The organism is Pontibacter amylolyticus, assembly GCF_014638845.1.
GTDB classification, from domain to species: domain Bacteria; phylum Bacteroidota; class Bacteroidia; order Cytophagales; family Hymenobacteraceae; genus Pontibacter; species Pontibacter amylolyticus.
Map to the genome: position 1 here is coordinate 296,095 of NZ_BMFP01000004.1, position 20,865 is coordinate 316,959.

Below are 20,865 nucleotides of genomic sequence, written 5' to 3' on the forward strand. Positions count from 1 at the left end.
GGTATTTTCTCTCACATCTGAATCACGCCTCGAAATACAATTACTCTAAATTCAAATATGGGCATCATTCGCGTATAGGTTGAAGCGTCATGATAGTTGAGACTTTCACGGTGCACAGATACAGCTTCTGAATTTCAGTTTTAACGTTTTACGCCTTCTCTGTGTTGACATCCTAATAATGGAGGCATAAGGTTATGGAGTGAACAAACCTCAAAAGCTGATTCCATCAATCAGTGAAGTAGACAAATAAGGAGGGTTAGCCTCATAGGCATGCACTTGGTAGTCAAGACCAGAAGTGTCTAACGGTTGCTACGCAAGACGTTGTTAAATTAGTGGAATATAACTAGTATGCGATCGGTAAGAGTATTCAACATGCGCCTTATGAGAAAAGGTGCCTACCATTTACTACCGCTGTCAATGTTTTAATCCTTCAGATATGATATAAAAAGTAGCTTACCAAGTATACAGGAGGCATAGGTAGTACTTACCTAGAGTTAAGTCCGAATTTTTATAGCGATGATTTGGAAGATAAAGTGTATCATGAGAAGCCACCTAAGAATGGACTTTGCACTGACAGCCTTTCATGTAATTCGCTTAGAAGGATAAGCTATACCTAGGCAGGTGTTATCACCGCAATCATATTAAAGCCTCATAATGTAGACCGCGCTACTTCCAGCTTATTGCCTAACCCCAAGTTAGGCATGAACGTTGATATATACTGAGAGAAGTGTTAAACTACACTTTAAACTTGTATCTTTAAGTTATGAAAAGCAGATTAAAAGCAGATAAAAGAAGTGCAGCCGGGAAGGAAACAGCCTACGTTACGAAACGTGTTTTGGTGCGGGCTGCCAGTCCTGCAGTGAAGAAAGCGTCCAGAAAGGCTATGGAAGTTGCAGGCTACGTGGTGAAAGCAGAAAACGGGTGGGTAGTGCGCGTAGACCAGGATGGTACTAAAAAAAGAATCAGCAAGATCAGAAATATAACACGCCCTAAACAAATTGTCCTCGACTAACTCAAAACTTAGGTTGAGAGTCTTTGCCGGCCCTAACGGCTCTGGCAAAAGCACGATCATTAACGCTGTAAGAGCCTATAAAGTCAGCCAGATTCCGGTTGACTTTGGCATTTATATAAATGCCGATGACATTGCCAAAGCACTACAGGAGGACCGCTTCTCTTTTGACCCATACCGCATCGAGGTCGCTGATGAGGAGTTTTCCCAGATAGCGGTATCATCTGGCCTTATTCACGAGCTGTTCGATCAATCCCAATTTGCAGCCTGTTACAGGCTTACTGATAATAGAATTGAGCTTGTTGCACCCGAAACCAACGAGCAGCTGGCACAGATCATCGCTGATTTCCTGAGGAAAAAGCTGTTGCTGGAGAGGAAAAAGTTCTCCTTCGAAACCGTGTTCTCTCACCCTTCCAAGCTTGACATTATGCGAGAGGCGGCGGCGGCAGGCTACAAGGTTTATCTGTACTTTGTATCCACCGAATCACCCGAAATTAATAAATTTAGGGTGCATGTGAGAACCCAGCAGGGAGGGCATGATGTTCCTGAAGATAAGATAGAGCAAAGATATTACCGCTCGCTTGGCCTTTTGTTCGAGGCTGCCCAGTTAGCCTACCAGGTTTATTTTTTCGATAACTCCAGGGACGGAGAGGGCTTTCAGCTCTTTGCGCACTTTAAGAAGAATGCAAAGGGAGAAAAGGACTGGGACGAACTCAATCCTGATACAGTTCCAAACTGGTTCCTGGAATACTACTCAAACAAGGTCTCAGAAAGCAGATAATCGAAATTAAAAGGTCTCTCTGAAGTCATCCATAGCACTTTTTAGCCGTGTCACCTCCGCCTGTAAAATGGCTATCTCAACGTCTGACCCTTCGCTAATCCTTCTATTCTCTGATTTTTCAAGTTCAAAATTAGCTATCTCCGCTTCAAGTATTTGCCTTGCTCTCTCTTGTAACTGAGCTTTAAGGTTCAGGATTTTGTGATTGACCAGCAAAATGCTCTTTTGGCTAGCTTCTACCTGATCAGTATAGGTCAGTACATCCTGATTTTGCTCTACCAAGAGATATAAGCTACTCCTGGTAAAGACTTCCAGCAGGTTTGTTTCAGAAAGCACAAGCCGAAGCTCAGCGCCCTCGAAAAGAGTTCCTACAGCTGATTTTGGAATGTGCCTGACTTTAGCATAATGGGGCCTTATCAGCTGAAAGTATTCATCTGCACCAGGGAGAATATGGTAATTTACTCCAGCAATTGTTGTCAATTCCAGTGCAGGAAGGTCAGCTTGCTTCTTGAGCCAGTAACTTTTCTCAATGCCTGCCCGCGCAAAGCTTGCCTCTAACTCTTTGCTATCCTCCAGAAACTCTGCACGCAGTGTGTGCACCATTTCATAATGGCCGTATTCAAAGTTCCCGTGGAAAGGATTTGTGCGGCTTTTACCAGCTATGAAGTCATAAGCTTTATCGGCAAAAGCCACAAGATCCTCTAGGATCTGCATCCTGTTCTCTATGCTTTCCTGTAAACGTTGTCCTTTCCTCTCCGCACTATCTTTGTCCTGTTGTAGCCCATAGAGCTTATGGGTTAATTCTGACAGGTTTTCTTTTAACTCGGTAAAAGCCGCTAATTTTCTTTTCTCTTCAGCCTTTCTTTGCTCCAGGATCCTGGCCTCTGCAGCCCGGCGTTTTTCGGCTTCAATCTTGTGCTCCCTTTCAAGGAGATCTCTTCTGTTTCTTTCCTGTGCAACGGCCTGCTCCACCTCCCTCTTTTGCTTCTTCGCATCGTGGAAGTATACTTTATAGCGATCGACATCAAAGGTTAAATCAGAAAGGGTAACATAGGCCATTTCCCAGGTATCCTTTATCTCAAGCTCCTGCCGGTAATACTTCTTGTAGTAGCACTTCAGCACCAGATCGTTCTCAAGATCTGATTTCCAGCTGCATTCCTCGTCGAAAACATATGCATTATGATGGTTGGTAAAGATTACATCATTATAGGTTAGCTTTCTGATATCATCATCGAGGCTGAACTTATGAAACACCCAGAGAATATAGCTGCCCTCTTCCTGATAGAAATGCTGCCTGCCGGTAATCACACTCAGCCAGGTGGTGGAAAGCTGCAACTCAATAGCCACACGCTTGTCCCTGAAAGAGGCATTGATGTCAGGCTTACGCCACTCCTTTTCAATGAGCTTACTTTTAACAACCTTTTCTATCTCAACAGAGGATACCCCCTTATTAGAGAGTCTATTTTTGTTCAGGTAGGCAGCGATCTGTTCCTTGAGGTGAATGTGCAGCGCGCTCTCCTTAGCACCATTGTATTTGATGCGGTCAACCTCCTCCCGTGTGTATGCATTGTTGGTTTTTATATGGCAGGCTGCGCTGTCTTTCAGGTGGGCGAAGTGAAAGCTATCCTTTTTGCGTTTTCCGCTATTGAAATTGCCGCCTCTGATCCTGATCAGCTGCTTGCAGTAATAGCAGACAAACATCGGTTCCCGGTAACCTTGAATGGCTTTCTGTAACTCTGAGCGGTACTCTGTGATTTCATCTAAAGGCTTTTTGAAAAACGTGTAAGCGTTCACTTGCTCTCCTGTTTCATAATTCAGGACATCTTCAATGGTCAGTTTTCCTACTTGTTTCATAAGCCTCAGTTGATGAGGGAATATAACATAAAATTTATGAAGTTGTGTTAAATCCTCTAGTGCTGAAAATAGTGGCAATACTGTTACCATCTGCGGTTGTACCATTGAGTAACATTTGCAAGTATTTAAGTACTTGCTTAAATACTTATCATTTATTAAATTTGCTTGACAGAAATTGCTATGGAAGAAGAGAAGTTATGTATTCGGGTTTACACCAATAAAGAAAGACTGCAACTATGCTCTGATCGGCTGGAGACTGCAGCCGGTATGATACAGACCCTGAGCCAGGTCTTTAGCCTGGCAGGGAGTGAGACAAGGCTTAAGCTTCTATACCTGTTGGAGCAGGAGGAATCGCTGTGCGTCTGTGATCTAAGCGACGTGCTGCAAATGACCATGCCCGCTGTCTCGCAGCACCTGCGCAAGCTTAAGGATGCTAACATCATCCAAAGTAAGAAGGTAGGGCAGACCGTGTTCTATTCCCTAAAGCAGGAGCACCAGGAAGTAATAAAGCCCCTGTTGGAGCTTATCAGTAGGGAAATAGAAATAAAAACAAACTAAGTGATATGAGAAATACTTCATCTAAGCTTGCGGGTAGCAGCATAGTGGCTGCATTTACGGCCTCTCTTTGCTGCATCACACCGCTGCTGGCCGTAATGGTAGGTGCCACAGGGGTTGCTTCTTCTTTTGACTGGGTTGAACCACTCAGGCCGTATCTGATAGGCATTACCATCGCAGTCCTGGGCTTGGCGTGGTATCAACGTCTGAAACCGGGCAGGTCAGCCTCTAGCTGCGACTGTGAGCAAAATGATAAGTTCTCATTCTGGAAGTCGAACAGGGTGTTGCTATTGGTTAGTTGCCTTGCGTTGCTTCTGCTTACCTTTCCAAATTATGCAGGTGTTTTCTATGGGAAAACAATTCCGATAGCTAATAGTGCCGAAGGCGACAATAAGCAGACAATAGAACTGAAAGTGGAGGGAATGACCTGCGCGGGCTGTGAGGCGCTTGTGAGCCAGGTGATAGGCGAGGTGCCGGGAGTCTTTCATGTGAGTACTTCCTACAAGGCTGGAAGCACCACCATCTCCTACGACAGCACAAGGGTGAAGCCCTTGGATATCCTACAGGCGGCTAAAAAGACGGGCTATACAGTGGAGGTAGCTAAGAAGAAGTAAGCATGGGAGAGACTAGTCTAAGCTCAGTTATTACCTGTCCGGAGTGCGGGCATCGAAAGGAAGAGCAGATGCCCACAGATGCCTGCCAGTACTTTTATGCGTGTGAAAAGTGCAAGAGGCTTCTGAAACCGAGGCCAGGGGACTGTTGCGTGTACTGCTCCTACGGCACAGTCCCTTGCCCGCCTATTCAGCAAAGCAGAAGCTGCTGTTAAAGCAAAGAAAACAGTAAATGCTAAGCAGTAGCAGCGTAATATAAAAAGGCAAGCTGAAAATCCACCACGGTGTATTTCTGTAGTTAAGTGGTATCCGTGCAAACCTGTAAGAAATCGTAAACAACGCAGGCAAGTATCTACCCGTAAAATAGTTTTTATACCTTTGCACAAATGAAGTACCTGTCTGTCATATGGGGAATGGTTATCTTTCTGCTGGCGTGCCTGCCGTGCGCGGACAGCGGGACGGCCTTTGCCCAGGATGACACAACAGTAGTGCAGGCTGATTACGGCCATGCTGACGCGGGGCAGGAGAATGATCTCTGCTCCCCCCTCTGCGAGTGCAACTGCTGCGGGGGCATTTCTCTAACTATCAGTTTTCCGCAAACACAGGAGCCACCTCATAATCCGTCAGGTTCTACTCTGAACACCTACCTTCCTGGTGGTGCCGTTTCCCCCTCTTTCGCTTTCTGGCACCCGCCCAAAGCTTAACCTATCTCTGTTTTAGGTAATTAAACACGCGTTGCCGCACCCCTGTGCGGCCTCAAAATGCGTGCGCATACTTTTGTATGTGGTTTTTGGGAATAAAGAATTTTAAGGTGTTAGATAAAATCATTCATTTTTCTATCCATAACAAGCTCATCATTGGCATTTTCACCCTGGCGCTTGTTATCTGGGGCGGCTATTCCGCCACGCAGCTGCCCATCGATGCCGTGCCTGACATCACGAACAATCAGGTACAGGTCATTACCACCAGCCCCTCGCTTGCCGCGCAGGAAGTGGAGCGGCTCATCAGCTTCCCGGTGGAGCAGACCATGTCTACCATCGCAGATATTGAGGAAGTGCGTTCCATCTCCCGCTTCGGCCTCTCTGTGGTGACCATTGTCTTTAAAGAGAACGTGGACATTTACTGGGCGCGGCAGCAGGTCAGTGAGCGGCTCGTGGAGGCCACAGGTAAGATTCCACCGGGGTTAGGTAGCCCGGAGATGTCCCCTATCTCCACCGGCCTTGGGGAGATATACCAATATGTGGTACACGCCAAGCCAGGGTATGAGGAGCAGTACTCAGCCATGGACCTGCGCACCATTCAGGATTGGATTGTGCGGCGGCAGCTGCTCGGCACACCCGGTGTGGCCGAAGTCAACAGCTTCGGTGGCTTCCTGAAACAGTACGAGGTTGCTGTTGACCCCGGCAGGCTGAAGGCCCACAACCTGAGCATCAGCGATGTGCTGGAGGCGCTGGAACGCAACAACGGTAACACCGGAGGAGCCTACATTGACAAAAAGCCAAATGCCTACTTTGTACGCAGCGAGGGGCTCATTGAGAGTCTGGACGAGGTTAAGAAGGTCGTGGTCAGCAATACCACCAATGGCACCCCCTTGCTTATCGCTGATATTGCACAGGTACAGTTCGGCAGCGCCAACCGCTACGGTGCCCTGACAGATGCCAACGGAGAGGCGGTGGGGGGCATTGTGATGCTCCTCAAGGGGGAGAACACCAACCAGGTGGTGGGGCGCGTGAAAGAGCGCATGGAGCAGATTGCAAAGTCCCTTCCGGAAGGCGTCGCGGTAGAGGCCTTTCTGGACCGGAGCGAGTTGATTGGCCGGGCCATGGGCACCGTGAAGCGGAACCTGATTGAGGGCGCTCTGGTTGTGATTTTCGTGCTGGTGCTCTTCCTGGGCAATCTGCGGGCGGGCTTAGTAGTGGCCTCTGTCATTCCGCTGGCCATGTTGTTTGCCATCATCATGATGAACCTTTTCGGTGTGTCGGGTAACCTGATGAGCCTCGGGGCCATCGACTTTGGCCTCATCGTGGACGGGGCCGTTATCATCGTGGAGGCGACCATGCACCACCTGGGCCTGCGCAAAGAGGGAAGGCTGACGCAGGCACAGATGGACGAGGAGGTGTATGAATCCGCCCGGAAAATCCGCACCGCCGCTGCCTTCGGTGAAATCATTATCCTGATTGTATACCTGCCGATTCTGGTGCTGGTGGGCATTGAGGGGAAGATGTTCCGCCCCATGGCGCTCACCGTCTCCTTTGCCATATTTGGTGCCTTCCTCCTCTCGCTCACCTACGTGCCCATGATGTCGGCGCTGCTGCTGAGCAAGAACACCACCCACAAGCGCAACATTTCAGACAGGATGATCGACTTTTTCCAGCGCATGTACAACCCTGTAATTAGGGGTGCCCTTAGGTTCAAGGCACTGGTGCTTATTGCTGCGTTCGCCTTGTTTGCCCTGAGCCTGGTGCTCTTTAACCGCATGGGCAGTGAGTTCATTCCTACCCTGGAGGAGGGCGACTTCGCCTTGGAGACAAGGCTATTGACCGGCAGTTCACTTTCCGAAACGATTGAAAAGGTGTCGCTGGCCTCCCGGATTCTAAAGGAGCGATTCCCGGAAGTGAAGGAGGTAATCAGCAAAATCGGCGCCGCTGAGATTCCGACAGACCCGATGCCCATGGAATCCGCTGACGTCACCATCATCCTCAAGGACAAGGACGAGTGGACCAGCGCCAGCACCCGAGAGGAACTGGCCAGCCAGATGACGGAGGCACTGGAGGACATTCCCGGCGTTACGTTCGGCGTCTCTCAGCCTATCCAGCTGCGCTCCAACGAACTGATTTCAGGAGTGCGCCAGGATGTGGGCATCAAAATCTTCGGGGAGGATTTGCAGGAACTGACCAGGCTCTCCCAAGAGGTCGGCCGGGTGGTTTCTACCGTGGAAGGGGCTGAGGACCTGTACCTGGAGCAAGTTTCCGGACTGCGACAGATTGTGGTGGACATCAACCGGAGTCAGATAGCCAAGTTCGGTCTTGACGTCGAGGCGGTCAACCAGGTTATTAACGCTGCCTTCGCCGGGCAGAGTGCCGGGATGGTGTACGAAGGGGACCGCCGCTTTGACCTGGTCGTCCGGCTCAAACAGGATGACAGACAGGATATCGCCGATGTGCGCCGACTCTACGTCACCACACCGGGCGGGCTGCAGGTGCCACTGGAGCAGGTGGCCGATGTGCAGTACCGGCAGGGGCCGAACCAGATACAGCGCGAGGATGCCAAGCGCCGCATCATCGTGGGTTTCAACGTGCGTGGGCGGGACATCGCCAGCGTGGTGGAGGAAGTGCAGCAGAAGATAGACCGGCAGGTAACTCTACCCACCGGTTACTTTGTGACCTACGGGGGGCAGTTTGAGAATCTCCAGGAGGCAAACCGGCGTCTCTCTGTGGCTGTTCCGGCCGCATTGGCGCTGATATTCCTGCTGCTGTACTTCACCTTCGGCTCCGTGCGCCACTCGTTGCTCATCTTCACGGCCATTCCGCTGTCGGCCATCGGGGGCGTACTGGCCCTGTGGTTGCGGGGTATGCCCTTTAGCATATCGGCCGGTGTAGGCTTCATCGCCCTGTTCGGTGTTGCGGTGCTCAACGGCATTGTACTCATTGCCGAGTTCAACAGGCAGCGTAGGGAAGAAGGCGTACAAAGCCTGCGAGAGGTGGTGCTCAACGGCACCTCCGTACGTCTTCGGCCCGTGCTGATGACGGCTTCTGTGGCCTCTCTGGGCTTTCTGCCGATGGCGCTCTCCAACACAGCCGGGGCGGAGGTGCAGAAACCACTGGCTACCGTGGTGATAGGCGGACTAATCACCTCCACGATGCTGACGCTGGTGGTGCTGCCCGTGCTCTACATACTTATCGAAGGGTATGTCTCCAACAGAAAGAAGCGCAACGCGCGCGGCACCGGATTACCGGCAACCACTATAGTAACCATTGTTGCCTCGGTTGCCCTGCTTATGGGCATGGCGCAGCAGGCACAGGCGCAGCAGCATCCGGTAGAAGTGTACACGCTGGAAAAGGCCGTTGCCAAGGCAATCAGCCAGAACCCTTCTGTAGAGGCCGCCAGGATTGGCATAAAAAGGAGCCAGTCGCTTGAAGGGGCGGCCTGGGACATCAATAAGACGCAGCTGCAGTACTCCACCGGTAAGCTACAGTCTGGAGAGTATGACACGGAGGTTTCTGTGTTGCAGACGTTTGCCTTTCCGACTCTTTATGCCAGACAGGCAAAGCTTGCCGGGGAACTCACCCAGGCAAGCAGCATCGGACTGACGCAGCGGCAGCGGGAAATCGTCCGCGAGGTGAGGCTCAACTACTACGGAATAGTCTACGCACGCTCCCGCCTCAGCTTGCTCACCTATCAGGATAGTCTGTACACGGCTTTCCTCAGGGCCGCCCAGGTGAGGCTCCGGACCGGGGAAACCAACCTGCTGGAGCAGGTGACGGCCGAGACGCAGCTGTCTGAGGTGCGCAACAGCGGCTTTCAGGCAGAGGCTGACAGAGAGGTCTTTCAGCAGCGCCTGCAGGCATTGCTGGCAACCGACACGCTGATAGCCACCGCAGACACAACACTCAACCGCTTGCCTCTGCCAAGCATAACCGAGGAAATGCTGGAACAGAATCCGAGGCTCCTCCTGGCCCGGCAGCAGGTCGAGGTGCGGCAGGCGGAGACCAGGCTTGAGCGGGCCAGGCTACTGCCGGACCTGCAGTTAGGCTACACGAACCGAACCATTGCCGGGGGCCATGGGAAAAGGGGGATAGCGGAGTTCGAGCCGCCGCAGGAGGTGTCTTTCGGCGTGGCCATCCCACTGTGGGCAAAGCCACAGAGGAGCCGTATGGAGGCGGCTAAGTTACAGGCGGACGTAGCTCAGAAGGACCTAGAGGGTACTCGCAACGAGCTGCGGGCTGATGCAGCGGCCGCGCTTCAGCAGGCGCTCAAGCTGCAGGGCAGCCTGGATTACTATGAACGCACGGCACTGCCGCAGGCGCGGCTCATCATAGACCACGCCACCAAAGCCTACCGGGTAGGGGAAATCAACTACCAGGACTATATCCTGAGCCTAAGCAGGGCATTGAGCATCCAGGCGAACTATCTGGAAACACTCTACGCCTATGACAGGGCTGTCATAGAACTCCACTACATGACAGAAAACCAACAGTAACCAACAAAAGCAGAATCTATCCCATATGAAAAGGATTATCCATATATTTTACCTAACAGGTGCATTGCTCTTTTTATCCTGCGGCAGTGAGTCTGAACCGACGAAAGTGGCTACGGAGGAGCATGGCGAAGAGAACCCCAACGAGGCAGAGCTGACCGAGCAGCAGTACCAGGTGGCGGGCATAGCCTTGGGCAAGCCTGAGATGCGCAACCTGAGCAATACCCTGACGCTGACAGGCAAGCTGGACCTGCCGCCCCAGAACATGGCCGCTGTGAGCGCTCCCCTGGGCGGCTATGTGAAGAGCACGGTGTTGTTGGAAGGTATGCGTGTAAAGAGAGGGCAGTTGATTGCAAAGATTGAGAACCCAGAGTTTGTGACACTGCAGCAGGATTACCTGGATGCCAGAAGCCGCCTTGGGTTTTTGGAGCTGGAGTACGAAAGGCAGAAAGAGCTGTCCGCTGAGCAGGTCACCTCTGCCAAGACGTATCAGCGGACTGCTTCCGAGTACAAGTCTGTAAGGGCACAGGTCGAGGGGCTGGGGGAGCGGCTGCGCATCATTGGCGTCAACCCCGCTTCTTTGCGGGAAGGCAACATCAGCCGCATCCTCCCCATCCATGCCCCGATTGAGGGCTTCGTGACTTACATCAACGCCAGCGTTGGGCAGTTTGTGAACCCGACGGACGTACTGTTCCGCATCGCTGATACCGACCACCTGCACGTGGAGCTGACGGTGTTTGAGAAGGACGTGCCGACACTGAAAAAGGGGCAAAAGGTATTGTACTCCCTGCCCAATGAGACGGAGGCAAGGCACGAGGCCACCGTCTACCTGATTGGAAAAGAGATAAGCCCGGAGCGGACGGTGCAGGTGCACGCCCACATGGAGGAGGAAGACAAAGACCTCGTGCCGGGCATGTACGTGCAGGCGCGGGTGGCACTGAACGGCCAGGAAGTACTGGCTCTGCCCCAGGCGGCTGTGGTGCATGAGAATGGCAACAACTATATCTTCCTTTACACAGGCGATGAAAAAGAGGGCGAGACGGTGCTGAAGCGTTTCCGCATGGTGCCCGTGGAGCGAGGGACCGAGGAAGGAGGCTACGTGCAGGTGGCGCTTCCTGCCGGGATTGATACCGCTGCCGCCAATTTTGTAACCAAAGGTGCTTACTCTTTGCTTTCCAAGATGCGAAATGCGGAAGAAGAAGGCCATCATTAAACAATTCCCTATGCTGCAAAACTTAGAACGTATCCTGCAAGAGAAGGGCGTCCGCCCGACGGCCATGCGTCTGTTGGTGCTTGACTTCCTGCAAGGCCAGTCTTCGGCAGTGAGCCTGAATGACCTGGAGGCCCATTTCCTTCGCTCGGACCGGATTACCTTGTATCGTACTCTTAAAACTTTTGAGGATAAGGGGATTGTACATAGTATAGAGGACGGAACAGGTTCTACGAAGTATGCGCTTTGCGAAGAAGGCTGTGCATGTGCACCTGAGGACCTGCATGTTCATTTTTCCTGCAGCAAATGCCAGGAAACGTTTTGCCTCCCGATGTCCCGCATCCCGAAGATTCCGCTGCCTGACAACTTTACCATGGAGGAGGCTAGCCTGGTGGTGAAGGGCCTCTGCGGCAGTTGCGCCGCCAAAAATGCAATGCGATTGCAGGGGGATGAGGCGTAGCTTTACATAAATGAACAAAGGAGCACAATATGAAACTCAACTGGAACATGCCCGCCAAGCTCAGGCCCTTTTACCAACAGGAACTGACCGCTTACCATACCTGCTGGAGAGAGGGCAACCGTCTCGCTGCCTGGAGGCATTTAGAGAGAGCGCATATCCTGGGGCAGCCATACCCGCTGGAGCATACGGCCGTACACTGGAAGATGCTCAGATTCGGGTTCAAAACGAAGAATACGAAAGAGGTGATTGGACAGCTTCCCCGCCTGTTGGTAGGTGGGGTTAAGTCCTGGGCCGGAAAGATACCAGTGGGCAACACAGGCGGGTCCAATGTTCCGCCGCTCCGGCCAATGCCAATCCCGGATGACTTAAAGCGAATCATAGCACCTGCTGAAAACCATTAAGACATAAGAGAATGAATAAGAGCAAGACTACACCCAAAAACATAGAAGAGGATTTCAAACCACTGGAGATTACCTCGCCTAGAACTGCGGAGGCTCCCGGTCCAAATATCGGTGCGGACGGTAAGGCCAGGCAAGCTGGTGCTATGGAGCACGAGCACGCTGAAGAGGAGGCAAAGTCCTCCTACGTTCCTACGGCCATCAGCCTTGTGCTGCTGCTGGGAGGCATTCTGCTGGATAATCTCGACACATCCTGGTTCTCCGGGTATGTGCGGCTTATAACCTATGGCATAGCCTACGTGTTGGTTGGCTGGCGCGTGGTATGGCATGCGGTTAGGAGCCTTAGGAGCAGTTTCTTCAACGAGTTCTTCCTGATGAGCATGGCCACGCTGGGGGCCTTCTACATCGGGGAGTATGCCGAGGGCGTTGCCGTGATGCTGTTCTATGTGGTTGGGGAGCATTTTCAGGAGGCGGCCGTGCTGCGCTCCCGCCGTTCCATCAAGGCGCTCATCGACAACAGGCCCGACGAAGTGGGGCTGGTAACCGAGAGCGGCATCGTCACCGTGAGGGCGAAAGAGGTGCGGATGGGCGATGTGGTGCAGGTGAAGGCGGGTGAGAAAGTGGCGCTGGACGGAGAGCTGCTCACCGAGAAGTCCTCCTTCAATACAGCAGCACTGACAGGCGAGTCAAAACCTGACACGAAAAAGAAGGGAGAGACGGTACTGGCAGGCATGATTAACCTGGACCGCGTCATTGAACTGAGGGTAACCTCTGCGTATGAGAACAGCGCCCTTTCCAAAATACTCCAGCTGGTAGAGGAAGCAGGCAGCCGCAAGGCCAAGACGCAGCAGTTCATCACGAAGTTTGCCAAAGTATATACGCCGATTGTCTTCTTCCTCGCCATTGGCCTTGTCTTTATTCCCTACTTCTTTGTAGAGAGCTATGACTTCAACCAGTGGCTCTACCGGGCGCTGATTTTTCTGGTAATCTCCTGTCCCTGCGCCCTGGTTATCTCCATCCCGCTCGGCTACTTCGGCGGCATCGGGGCTGCCTCGCGCAACGGGCTCCTGTTCAAGGGGGCTAATTTCCTGGACCTGATGACACAGGTAGACACGGTGGTGATGGATAAGACGGGCACGTTGACCGAGGGTGTGTTCCAGGTGCAGCGCGTGGAGACGGTGCTACCTGACAATGAGTGGTTCCTGTCGGCTGTGGCTGCGCTGGAGAGCAAGTCCACACATCCTATCGCACAGGCCATCGTCTCGGAGGCGGGGCAGGCGCACCAGCAGCACGTGGTCAGTGAGGTGGAGGAAATCTCAGGCCACGGGCTAAAAGGGAGTGTCGACGGCAGGCTTCTACTGGTTGGTAATGCCAGGCTGCTGGATAAGTACAATGTGCAGTATGACTCTAGCCTCAAGGAAATCGTGGAAACGATTGTCATAGTGGCCGTGGACGGAACCTACGCAGGCTACATCACCATCGCTGACAAGACGAAGGAGGATGCTCCGCTTGCCGTAAGGAAAATGCGGGAGCTGGGGGTGAAACAGCTGGTGATGCTCTCCGGCGACAAAGACTCCATCGTTCAGAAAGTGGCAGCTGAACTGAAGTTGGACGCGGCCTACGGTGGACTGCTCCCGCAGGACAAGGTGACCCATGTGGAGAAACTGAAGGCTGAGGGCAGGACCGTTGCATTCGTGGGCGACGGTATCAACGATGCGCCCGTGATTACGCTGGCCGACGTGGGCATGGCCATGGGTGGCCTGGGTTCAGACGCGGCCATAGAGACGGCGGACGTGGTGATTCAGACAGACCACCCCTCCAAAATCGCCACCGCCATCAACATCGGCGAGAAGACCAAGCAGATTGTGTGGCAGAACATCGCGCTGGCTTTCGGGGTCAAAGCCATCGTGCTGATTCTCGGTGCCGGAGGGTTGGCGACCATGTGGGAGGCGGTCTTTGCCGATGTGGGGGTGGCGTTGCTAGCTATTCTGAATGCCGTGCGCATTCAGCGGATGCATTTTGACTGAACCGGGGATCCCGCTTGAGGCTGTAAAATAAATGTGTCAAAGGAAATTGAGTATTACCTTTAGCGCAGCAAAATGGAAGCAAAAGACAGTTTCGATCTTCTTCAGATCGAAACTGTCTCTGAATAAATTGGAGGATCGGCAAACACCCCTTCGGCAAAACGGCACCCTTGGCTATTGCCTTTGCGCAAGCTCATAACTGTAAATTCGGATCATGCAAATAAGTTGAATCTGCCCAGTGCGCCGCATCGGGGTAAGCCTGCCGGATTATCCTGTACTTCATGTTATTCTCCTGCAGTCTGCCGTTCTCCTGGTACAGGCTGAAGCACAGCCCTACGAAGATGGCAGTTGTCAACAAACACACCATGCCCCCGATCAAAAAGCCCCTGGACCTGTCCTCGAAATGGTGGTAATGCCGCACAGGCAACAACTTGGGCAGCTTGGTGATCTTTTCCTGAAGTGAAGCGATCAGGGCATAGATCTGCAGGGCCTGCACGCTCAGGTCATGCCGCTTGAGGAGCGCCTTCAGCTCCTCAAACTGGCTGCTGCAGTCAGGTGCCTGGGCATCCTGCGGGGGATGCGGCGCAGTCCCTTCCTCGAGCTTCTCCAGCCGCTTGTCCTGCAGGGCCAGCACGCGCTCCACGTCCAGGAGGCGCTCCTCCAGTTCTTCTGTTTTCATAAGCGGATTCTCTTTTTCTTTTTGCGTTTCCTTTTCCTGAAGGAATAGTCATTCGTGTCCGCTGCCTGCCCGGTGGTGGGAGCCAGCAGGCCCTCAATCGGGGTAGTAGCAGGATGGGGTGCCGCATCCCTGCCCGTGGTAATGCCAGGGAAGGATGCCCCTGTATGACCAAGTGCGCTGTGTTGCCCGGAGACCTGTGGCGTCAGCTGCGCCAGTCTACTGTGCTGTTCCAGCTGTTTGTTGATGGCCCGGTAGCTCAGGCTTCTGTCGATGCTGGAACCCTTGAAACTGAGCTCCCCCATACGGAAGCTGATTCCCTGCACCTGTTCCGTTCCCCTCTTGTATTTATAGTCGATCAAGATGCCCTTGCCCAGGAGCAAGTGTTCCAGCTCCTGCCAGGTCCTGGCCTTTGGCAGCGCCTGTCGGACCGCGTCATGCAGCTCGTATTTGGCCTTGTCGGCCCCTTTCAATCGCTGGCGGTTCACCTGCCCCTTGTCCGGGGCCAGGTAGTAGCCGTGCCTTTGGGTGATTTCCCGGCACACCCTGGCGTTGCGCCGGTGCTGGAACCTGTCCGAAATCGTTTTCCCTTCATAGTTGACCCGGTTGTAGACGATGTGCAGGTGGGGGTGCTCCCGGTCCCGGTGCAGGACAATGAGGTACTGCGTGTTCTGGATCTGCATCTGGGCCATGTACTCTTTTGCCCGCTCTGCCATCACCTGAGGACTCAGTTTTGACCTGTCATGCACGCTCCAGTTCAGGGCGATGTGCCCCACGGCCTTCTCCAGCCCGGGGTTGAGCTTGCGCTGCAGGTTGAAGTCGGCCGCCATCGAGGCGACAGTGTCCGTGCGGACGCCCTCCCAGTCCAGCACCTCCGCTCCTGCTTTCTGGACCACGTAGCGCACGCAGCCCGAGAAGCTCTTACCGGTCATCACCTTTCCGATCATCTCTGCCTATTTGCTGAAGTTTGTTATGAATGTCATTAAGGAGCTGGCGGCACCTGCCCTGCAGGGTCAGCAGCCCCTGGCGGTGGGCCAGCCGGACCAGCTGGTTGAGGTTGTTGGCCATACCCGAGAGCATGCGCAGCGAGGCCGCCTCCTCGGGCCGGAGGCGCGCCACGACTATTGCCTTCTTGGCCGCCGCCCGAAACCAGGCCGAGACGCTCAGGCCCGCCTCCCGCGCCTTACCTGAGATCAGGAGCCGCTCCGTGTCGGTCACCCGCACCACCAGGGTATGGCTGCGCTTCACCCGCTTGAGCGGGCGGCCGCCCTTCTTTCCCTCGTGGCTCTGCTGCCGCTGTGCTGTCTCTTTTTCCATGCTCTTGTTGCTTCACGTTGTAAGAAGAATCCCCTGCTGCGACCACCGGGAGCAGCGGTGCCGGCAGGAGTTTTTGTATGACAAAAACACAAACTTGCTCCCCACTTTCAGAGGCTCCTTCCCCTGGCCCCCTTCCGGTGTCCGAAGCCTGGCCGAAGCTTCTTGGGCTTCCCCCGCCTGGCCACCAGCAGCTCGTTCACATCCTTGTAGTTCTGGTAAAGGGAGGAGCGGTCCCGGCAGTTCAGCCCCGACCTGAGGAGCCGCTCCGTCACCTTCCTGCCCGCCTGATCATGATCCAGGAAAAGCAGCACTTGCCGGTGCCGGCCAAGCACGTCCAGACTTCTATTAACCAGTGCAAGGGAGTTGAGGACCAGAAAGCTGGAGCTGGTTGTGAGGCGGGGGCGAAGCTCGAGGAGGGAGAGGAAATCCATGAAGCCCTCCACCAGGCAGACGGTGCCCGCGCCGTTGTCCACGAATGTGATGTCCTTGGGGGAGGAGGAGCCCTTGAACCAGGCGTTGCGCAGCTCGTAGCCGCCCGAGCGATTTTGAAAGCCGATGGCTTCATAGCGCCTGGAGCCGATAGAGAAGCTGACCTCTTGGCAAAAGGGGCCTGCCGTATGAAGGCTGATGCCCCGCTGTAGCAGGTAGTTTGCCAGCGGGCTGTTCTCCTCCAGCGGCTTTGCCGCCAGCACTTTGATACTATTGAAGGGCGCTGGCGAGAGAGGGGGAACTTCTCCCTCTGCTTGTTTCCCGGTTGATTGTATACCGTGGCTAGATGTTGCTGCTGAAGCAATAGTCTGCCCGGAGAGGAGCCGGATGACCTCCCGGATCGAGGCGGTGCGGTGGAGGCGCAGCGCCAGGTCGATGACCTTGCCGCCCTCCCCTGTGCCGTGGTCGTACCAGCGGTTCAGGCGCGTGTTGACCTTGAAGGAGGGCGAGCGCTCGGCCATCCGCACCGGGGAGATGTACCACCAGTCACAGCCCCTCCTGTAGGCAGGCTGGATGCCCTGGCTGGCCAGGTAATCCGTGATGGAGATTTCGCTGTTGATCTGCTGGATGTTCATCGGTTTTCCCTTCAGAGGCGAGAGTGGAAATGATCGGGGCGGGAAGCGCTTTTTCCCGTGGCAGGCATTCTTTTTCCTGGAAGGCGCTATTTTCTTTTTCTGCCGGCTGCAAGCTGGACCGCCTCCTCGCGGATCTCGGAGACAGTCTTCCTGCGGCCCTGTCGGACCCATTCCTCCAGCTCACTTCGGTGAAAATACAGGCGCTTGCCCCGCTTGCTGAAGGGCACCTCCCGGCAGCTGACCTTAGTGTAGAGCGTGGCCACGGAGAGGTGGAGGAGGGTGGCGGCCTCCTGGACGTTGAGGATGGCCGCTGCCTCCTGGTGGGGGCGTTGTTCGAGTAGCAGCCGCTCGATGCGGCCCATCTTCTCGTGCAGCAGGCTGACGGCGCGGGGGAGTTGGTCGAAGGTGAGGTTTTCCATGGCAGCGTTCTGTTTGGTTTGTGCTACAATGGTAATGACTATGTTTGCAAGGCTGCAAGTGGGTAGTCCTGCATCCTGCCTGTTTCCTACCGTTAGTTATAGTTTTTCTGTGTGCGGAGCACCGGGTAAACAGCATAAGTTCCGTCCGGTTGTTTCCGCACGTCTAGGATAGGGGACTGGCAGGGCTTGGCGTTGGAGGAGATGATGGCGGCTAGGTAGTTGGGCGGCAGGGTTCTTTGCTGTTTGCGGTAGACATAGGCAAAGTGGGCCGCTATCCACGACTCCAGTTCGCCTTTCAGGCAGCCCACGATCAGGTTGGCCTCATAGAGCTGCTTGAAGGCGTCGGCCAGCTGGTTGCCATTCCCGTGGAAGAGCAGGGGAGAGGCCGGGGAATGGTTTCCCTCGAGGAGGGCCAGCAGCTGCTGCTGATCCCCCGGGGTGAAGTAGCCCTTTAGGACTTCAAAGAGCCTCTCCCGCACCCCGTCCACAAACCGGGGATGGCCTGTGACAGGCCTGGCAGGAACGGTATTTTCCGTGGCTGCCTCCTGCGGGGTGGGAAGCAGCGCCTGCACGTGCCGGATGAGATGGGCCAGCAAAGATTCCCGCAGCTTGACCGACTCGCCCAGGTCATCCACCAGCTCCTCCCGGACCGCGATGCCGGCCTCGATGGGCTGCAGGTTGCGCAGGACAAACAGCTCCGGCAGGCTGAGCTGGTGGAGGTGGCCGGCCGGGTAGGCTCGCCCGTAGTCCGGGGCATGGTTGTGGAAGCTGACCCAGAAGGCCCTGAAGCGGTCTTCTATCCCGGTGATCTGCTCCAGGACGAGCTGCAGCTGCGGGTGGCGAAGGGGGAGCAGATCCAATGCCGCCATCTGGGCAAGGAGCCTGAGCTCGCTCTCGAAAACGGCCGCCTCGTCGTAGGGCGTCTCGTGCCTGATGTCGTAGGTGCTCACCTCTCGGAGGCCCAGAGGGCCTACAGCCTCTTTCCTATGGATAAGCCTAAGCTCAAAGGTCTGCAGGCGGGTCAGGAATTGCTTCAGGTGCTTCATGACGTGAGTTTTTTAGGTAATTTGGTACGGCATTATTCAGCCTCCTAAGAGGACTGCTGTTTCAACAATTAACTTATGGGAGACTCAGCTTAACCTCATTCTTACAAGTAAAGGCTCTCCCTGCAAGTATCGAATAATAAGAAATGGGCACCACGAATTTTGAAATTTAATATAAGCATTTAGAAATATATACACAAGGTATTGCCGCCTCTGGCTCCCTCCCTTTCTGGAGGCTAGCTTAGTCGACAGCGACCAGGCTAACGACCAAGCTGAAGAAGAACTTGCGAAGGGACTGGCACCAGAGCATATAAAGTTCCTACAGTATGCTTTGAAACCAGCTAAACGGAAAGACATTTTAGAGAGGACGTATTAGGCTTGGCAACTCATACGGACAACGTACGGCGCTATATCGACCCTTTGATAGCCGAGGGTTTGTTGGAACGAACTATTAAGAATCGACCCAGCGGTCCTTTACAGCAATATATTATAACAGAGAGGTGAAAGATGCTGAAGCATCAACAAAGGCAGTAGATTCCTTCTACTCCTAAAGAAACTGGAGCCGGGCCCTCTGTAGCTGCAAGAAATTTTGATAATATTTCTTGCAGCTATCTATGCATCGGTGTAATATTAAGCATGAAGGACATTGAACTTAGCGGTACTTACCGATCCTGGTTTGCTGAGCTGAAGAGTAAGATACAGACTGCGCAGCTTAAGGCGGCGGTAAGAGTTAACACGGAGCTTATTCTAGTATACTGGCAGCTTGGAGAGGCTATTGTGCAGAAGCAGCAGGAGGCCAGCTGGGGAGACACCCTGATTGAGCAGCTATCCAGCGATCTTAGCAGTGCGTTTCCAGAGATGAAAGGATTTTCCCGAACCAATCTCTTCTACATCAAGAAGTGGTACCTGTTCTACAGCCGTGAGCGAGGCTTAGTGTCCCAACTTGTCGGCCAATTTCGCGACATTCCTCATCTAGACGCTACACAGGAATTAGTCCCACAACTTGTGGGACTAATTCCTTGGGGGCATAATCGTGAAATCGTCACTAAGTGCTCTAGCGTCAAGGAAGCGCTCTTTTACGTCAGCGAGACAATCCGCCATGGCTGGTCACGCGCGATGTTGCTGCACCAGTTGGCGAGCAGGCTGTATCAGAGGCAGGGCCAGACCCTGAACAATTTCGCATTAACGCTTCCCAAGCCACAAGCCGATTTAGCCATCGAAACGCTCAAGAACCCCTATAACTTCGATTTCCTAACCCTGGGGCCGGAAGCACGTGAAAGGGATTTGGAGAATGCGCTGGCCAACCAGATAACCAAGTTTCTGCTGGAGCTAGGGCAAGGGTTTGCCTACATGGGCAGGCAATACCGCTTAAACATCGATGGAGATGATTTCTATCTGGACATACTGCTCTACCACACTAAGCTGCGCTGCCACGTTGTAGTGGAACTGAAGGTGACGGAGTTCCAGCCGGAGTTTGCAGGAAAGCTGAACTTCTACCTCAATGCGGTAGATGCGCAACTGCGGCAGCCGGCCGACAACCCAAGCATCGGCATCTTGCTTTGCAAAACCCCCAACAAGGTGGTGGTAGAATACTCTCTTAAGAATATGTCTGCCCCCCTAGGAGTGGCCGAATACCAGGTGCTGCAAGCAGTTCCGGAGGGCCTGAAGGGAGAGCTGCCAACCATAGAGGCCCTAGAGCAGGAGCTGGAGAAGGAGATACAAACTCCTGAAAGGCCATTGGATCAAAAGCTCAAGAAGCTAAAGGATTTGCTCAAATCAGTAGATAGAGAGGAGGTAAAGAAAGGCAAGGACAGGGAGTCTGTCGTTTCGCTGTTTGAAAAGGTGCTGCCGGAATTAGCTACCAGAATAACTAAAGGACTGAAAGAAGTAACGCCTCTGTTCAGTGACTTTTGGTTGATGAAGTCTATAAATCATACCTCCAAAGTCAACTATACCAAAGAGGAGCTGGAAGAGATCCTACAGCGTGAAAACGTTCATCAAATCGGGTTAGCAATACGCCTAGAGGGCTTCAAAAAGGCTGGTACAAAAGTATTCGGATTATCAAAAGACTTGGTATTCACACTAGAGGCTTATAAGTATGAGGTAGGGGCCGACAGGCATCATGCATGGCTGGAAAAGCTATATCATCAGGATTGGACGGACGAAGATCTTCAGAATCTGTCAGACAGATGGTGCGAGGAAGTGGTAGAACACATTACGCAGCGGCTTGAAAGCATACAGTAACGACAG

19 protein-coding genes are annotated in these 20,865 nt (G+C 53.5%); 12 read left to right on the forward strand and 7 right to left on the reverse strand.

Annotation, left to right across the window (positions count from 1 at the left end; translation table 11 throughout):
• Nucleotides 1-763: 763 nt before the first annotated feature.
• Together IEV97_RS11925 and IEV97_RS11930 are read left to right on the forward strand one after the other, a co-directional pair.
• Nucleotides 764-1,012 carry a hypothetical protein gene (locus IEV97_RS11925; RefSeq protein WP_188501719.1) on the forward strand — a complete coding sequence of 83 codons (249 nt, stop codon included), beginning with the start codon at nucleotides 764-766 and terminating at the stop codon, nucleotides 1,010-1,012.
• Nucleotides 999-1,790, forward strand: coding sequence for an ATPase (locus tag IEV97_RS11930; RefSeq protein WP_188501720.1), 792 nt, complete (start codon nucleotides 999-1,001; stop codon nucleotides 1,788-1,790). The genes IEV97_RS11925 and IEV97_RS11930 overlap by 14 nt, the downstream gene beginning before the upstream one ends.
• Before the next feature lie 6 nt (nucleotides 1,791-1,796).
• On the opposite strand, the gene IEV97_RS11935 is transcribed toward IEV97_RS11930, so the two are convergent.
• On the reverse strand, nucleotides 1,797-3,641 hold the full coding sequence (locus IEV97_RS11935; RefSeq protein ID WP_188501721.1) for a DUF6035 family protein: 1,845 nt from the start codon (nucleotides 3,639-3,641) through the stop codon (nucleotides 1,797-1,799).
• 267 nt (nucleotides 3,642-3,908) lie between these two features.
• Between IEV97_RS11935 and IEV97_RS11940 the strand changes: the two genes are divergently transcribed.
• The 9 genes from IEV97_RS11940 to IEV97_RS11970 all read left to right on the forward strand — a co-directional run bounded on the left by IEV97_RS11940 (nucleotide 3,909) and on the right by IEV97_RS11970 (nucleotide 14,099).
• Nucleotides 3,909-4,199: an ArsR/SmtB family transcription factor gene (locus IEV97_RS11940; protein WP_229733917.1), complete on the forward strand. Its 291-nt coding sequence runs from the start codon at nucleotides 3,909-3,911 to the stop codon at nucleotides 4,197-4,199.
• A gap of 5 nt (nucleotides 4,200-4,204) precedes the next feature.
• On the forward strand, nucleotides 4,205-4,810 hold the full coding sequence (merTP, locus tag IEV97_RS11945) for a mercuric transport protein MerTP (RefSeq protein ID WP_188501723.1): 606 nt from the start codon (nucleotides 4,205-4,207) through the stop codon (nucleotides 4,808-4,810).
• Nucleotides 4,811-4,812: 2 nt separating this feature from the next.
• On the forward strand, nucleotides 4,813-5,022 hold the full coding sequence (locus IEV97_RS20055) for a GDCCVxC domain-containing (seleno)protein (RefSeq protein ID WP_229733918.1): 210 nt from the start codon (nucleotides 4,813-4,815) through the stop codon (nucleotides 5,020-5,022).
• Between the two features lie 171 nt (nucleotides 5,023-5,193).
• The gene (locus IEV97_RS20235; RefSeq protein WP_366915782.1) at nucleotides 5,194-5,511 is read left to right on the forward strand and encodes a DUF6660 family protein; all 318 of its coding nucleotides are present in this window, start codon (nucleotides 5,194-5,196) and stop codon (nucleotides 5,509-5,511) included.
• Nucleotides 5,512-5,618: 107 nt separating this feature from the next.
• Nucleotides 5,619-10,007 (forward strand): CusA/CzcA family heavy metal efflux RND transporter, encoded by a 4,389-nt coding sequence (locus tag IEV97_RS11950; protein WP_188501724.1) that lies wholly within the window; start codon nucleotides 5,619-5,621, stop codon nucleotides 10,005-10,007.
• A 25-nt stretch (nucleotides 10,008-10,032) separates the two neighbouring features.
• Entirely contained in the window at nucleotides 10,033-11,217 is a 1,185-nt protein-coding gene (locus tag IEV97_RS11955) for an efflux RND transporter periplasmic adaptor subunit (protein WP_116541359.1), read from the forward strand.
• A 10-nt stretch (nucleotides 11,218-11,227) separates the two neighbouring features.
• Nucleotides 11,228-11,674 (forward strand): Fur family transcriptional regulator, encoded by a 447-nt coding sequence (locus tag IEV97_RS11960; protein WP_116541358.1) that lies wholly within the window; start codon nucleotides 11,228-11,230, stop codon nucleotides 11,672-11,674.
• A 29-nt stretch (nucleotides 11,675-11,703) separates the two neighbouring features.
• Complete coding sequence (locus tag IEV97_RS11965; RefSeq protein WP_116541357.1) at nucleotides 11,704-12,075, forward strand: DUF3703 domain-containing protein; 372 nt, start codon at nucleotides 11,704-11,706, stop codon at nucleotides 12,073-12,075.
• 11 nt (nucleotides 12,076-12,086) lie between these two features.
• A complete protein-coding gene (locus tag IEV97_RS11970) occupies nucleotides 12,087-14,099 on the forward strand; it encodes a heavy metal translocating P-type ATPase (RefSeq protein WP_116541356.1) in 2,013 nt (670 codons plus the stop codon).
• 190 nt (nucleotides 14,100-14,289) lie between these two features.
• Here IEV97_RS11970 and IEV97_RS11975 read toward each other — a convergent pair whose 3' ends face one another.
• The 6 genes from IEV97_RS11975 to IEV97_RS12000 all read right to left on the reverse strand — a co-directional run bounded on the left by IEV97_RS11975 (nucleotide 14,290) and on the right by IEV97_RS12000 (nucleotide 18,618).
• Nucleotides 14,290-14,775, reverse strand: coding sequence for a hypothetical protein (locus IEV97_RS11975; protein WP_116541355.1), 486 nt, complete (start codon nucleotides 14,773-14,775; stop codon nucleotides 14,290-14,292).
• Nucleotides 14,772-15,719: a relaxase/mobilization nuclease domain-containing protein gene (locus IEV97_RS11980; RefSeq protein ID WP_116541354.1), complete on the reverse strand. Its 948-nt coding sequence runs from the start codon at nucleotides 15,717-15,719 to the stop codon at nucleotides 14,772-14,774. Before IEV97_RS11980 ends, IEV97_RS11975 begins: the two co-directional genes overlap by 4 nt.
• Nucleotides 15,694-16,089 carry a plasmid mobilization protein gene (locus IEV97_RS11985; RefSeq protein WP_116541353.1) on the reverse strand — a complete coding sequence of 132 codons (396 nt, stop codon included), beginning with the start codon at nucleotides 16,087-16,089 and terminating at the stop codon, nucleotides 15,694-15,696. The genes IEV97_RS11980 and IEV97_RS11985 overlap by 26 nt, the downstream gene beginning before the upstream one ends.
• A gap of 107 nt (nucleotides 16,090-16,196) precedes the next feature.
• A complete protein-coding gene (locus IEV97_RS11990; protein ID WP_165820519.1) occupies nucleotides 16,197-17,153 on the reverse strand; it encodes a DUF8464 domain-containing protein in 957 nt (318 codons plus the stop codon).
• A gap of 86 nt (nucleotides 17,154-17,239) precedes the next feature.
• Complete coding sequence (locus IEV97_RS11995) at nucleotides 17,240-17,572, reverse strand: helix-turn-helix domain-containing protein (protein WP_116541351.1); 333 nt, start codon at nucleotides 17,570-17,572, stop codon at nucleotides 17,240-17,242.
• Nucleotides 17,573-17,664: 92 nt separating this feature from the next.
• Nucleotides 17,665-18,618, reverse strand: a complete 954-nt coding sequence (locus IEV97_RS12000) for a hypothetical protein (protein ID WP_116541350.1) — start codon at nucleotides 18,616-18,618, stop codon at nucleotides 17,665-17,667.
• Nucleotides 18,619-19,251: 633 nt separating this feature from the next.
• Here IEV97_RS12000 and IEV97_RS12005 point away from each other — a divergent pair.
• A complete protein-coding gene (locus IEV97_RS12005; protein ID WP_116541349.1) occupies nucleotides 19,252-20,859 on the forward strand; it encodes a PDDEXK nuclease domain-containing protein in 1,608 nt (535 codons plus the stop codon).
• Nucleotides 20,860-20,865 lie beyond the last annotated feature (6 nt).

What these genes read in the sequence shown, in the direction of transcription:
- IEV97_RS11960 (WP_116541358.1), top strand. Translation starts at nt 11,228, where the DNA reads ATGCTGCAAAACTTAGAACGTATCCTGCAAGAGAAGGGCGTCCGCCCG.
- IEV97_RS11970 (WP_116541356.1), top strand. Translation starts at nt 12,087, where the DNA reads ATGAATAAGAGCAAGACTACACCCAAAAACATAGAAGAGGATTTCAAA.
- IEV97_RS11985 (WP_116541353.1), bottom strand. Translation starts at nt 16,089, where the DNA reads ATGGAAAAAGAGACAGCACAGCGGCAGCAGAGCCACGAGGGAAAGAAG.
- IEV97_RS11955 (WP_116541359.1), top strand. Translation starts at nt 10,033, where the DNA reads ATGAAAAGGATTATCCATATATTTTACCTAACAGGTGCATTGCTCTTT.
- IEV97_RS20055 (WP_229733918.1), top strand. Translation starts at nt 4,813, where the DNA reads ATGGGAGAGACTAGTCTAAGCTCAGTTATTACCTGTCCGGAGTGCGGG.
- merTP (WP_188501723.1), top strand. Translation starts at nt 4,205, where the DNA reads ATGAGAAATACTTCATCTAAGCTTGCGGGTAGCAGCATAGTGGCTGCA.
- IEV97_RS11935 (WP_188501721.1), bottom strand. Translation starts at nt 3,641, where the DNA reads ATGAAACAAGTAGGAAAACTGACCATTGAAGATGTCCTGAATTATGAA.
- IEV97_RS11995 (WP_116541351.1), bottom strand. Translation starts at nt 17,572, where the DNA reads ATGGAAAACCTCACCTTCGACCAACTCCCCCGCGCCGTCAGCCTGCTG.
- IEV97_RS11975 (WP_116541355.1), bottom strand. Translation starts at nt 14,775, where the DNA reads ATGAAAACAGAAGAACTGGAGGAGCGCCTCCTGGACGTGGAGCGCGTG.
- IEV97_RS11980 (WP_116541354.1), bottom strand. Translation starts at nt 15,719, where the DNA reads ATGATCGGAAAGGTGATGACCGGTAAGAGCTTCTCGGGCTGCGTGCGC.
- IEV97_RS11990 (WP_165820519.1), bottom strand. Translation starts at nt 17,153, where the DNA reads ATGAACATCCAGCAGATCAACAGCGAAATCTCCATCACGGATTACCTG.
- IEV97_RS12000 (WP_116541350.1), bottom strand. Translation starts at nt 18,618, where the DNA reads ATGAAGCACCTGAAGCAATTCCTGACCCGCCTGCAGACCTTTGAGCTT.
- IEV97_RS20235 (WP_366915782.1), top strand. Translation starts at nt 5,194, where the DNA reads ATGAAGTACCTGTCTGTCATATGGGGAATGGTTATCTTTCTGCTGGCG.
- IEV97_RS11940 (WP_229733917.1), top strand. Translation starts at nt 3,909, where the DNA reads ATGATACAGACCCTGAGCCAGGTCTTTAGCCTGGCAGGGAGTGAGACA.
- IEV97_RS12005 (WP_116541349.1), top strand. Translation starts at nt 19,252, where the DNA reads ATGAAGGACATTGAACTTAGCGGTACTTACCGATCCTGGTTTGCTGAG.
- IEV97_RS11925 (WP_188501719.1), top strand. Translation starts at nt 764, where the DNA reads ATGAAAAGCAGATTAAAAGCAGATAAAAGAAGTGCAGCCGGGAAGGAA.
- IEV97_RS11965 (WP_116541357.1), top strand. Translation starts at nt 11,704, where the DNA reads ATGAAACTCAACTGGAACATGCCCGCCAAGCTCAGGCCCTTTTACCAA.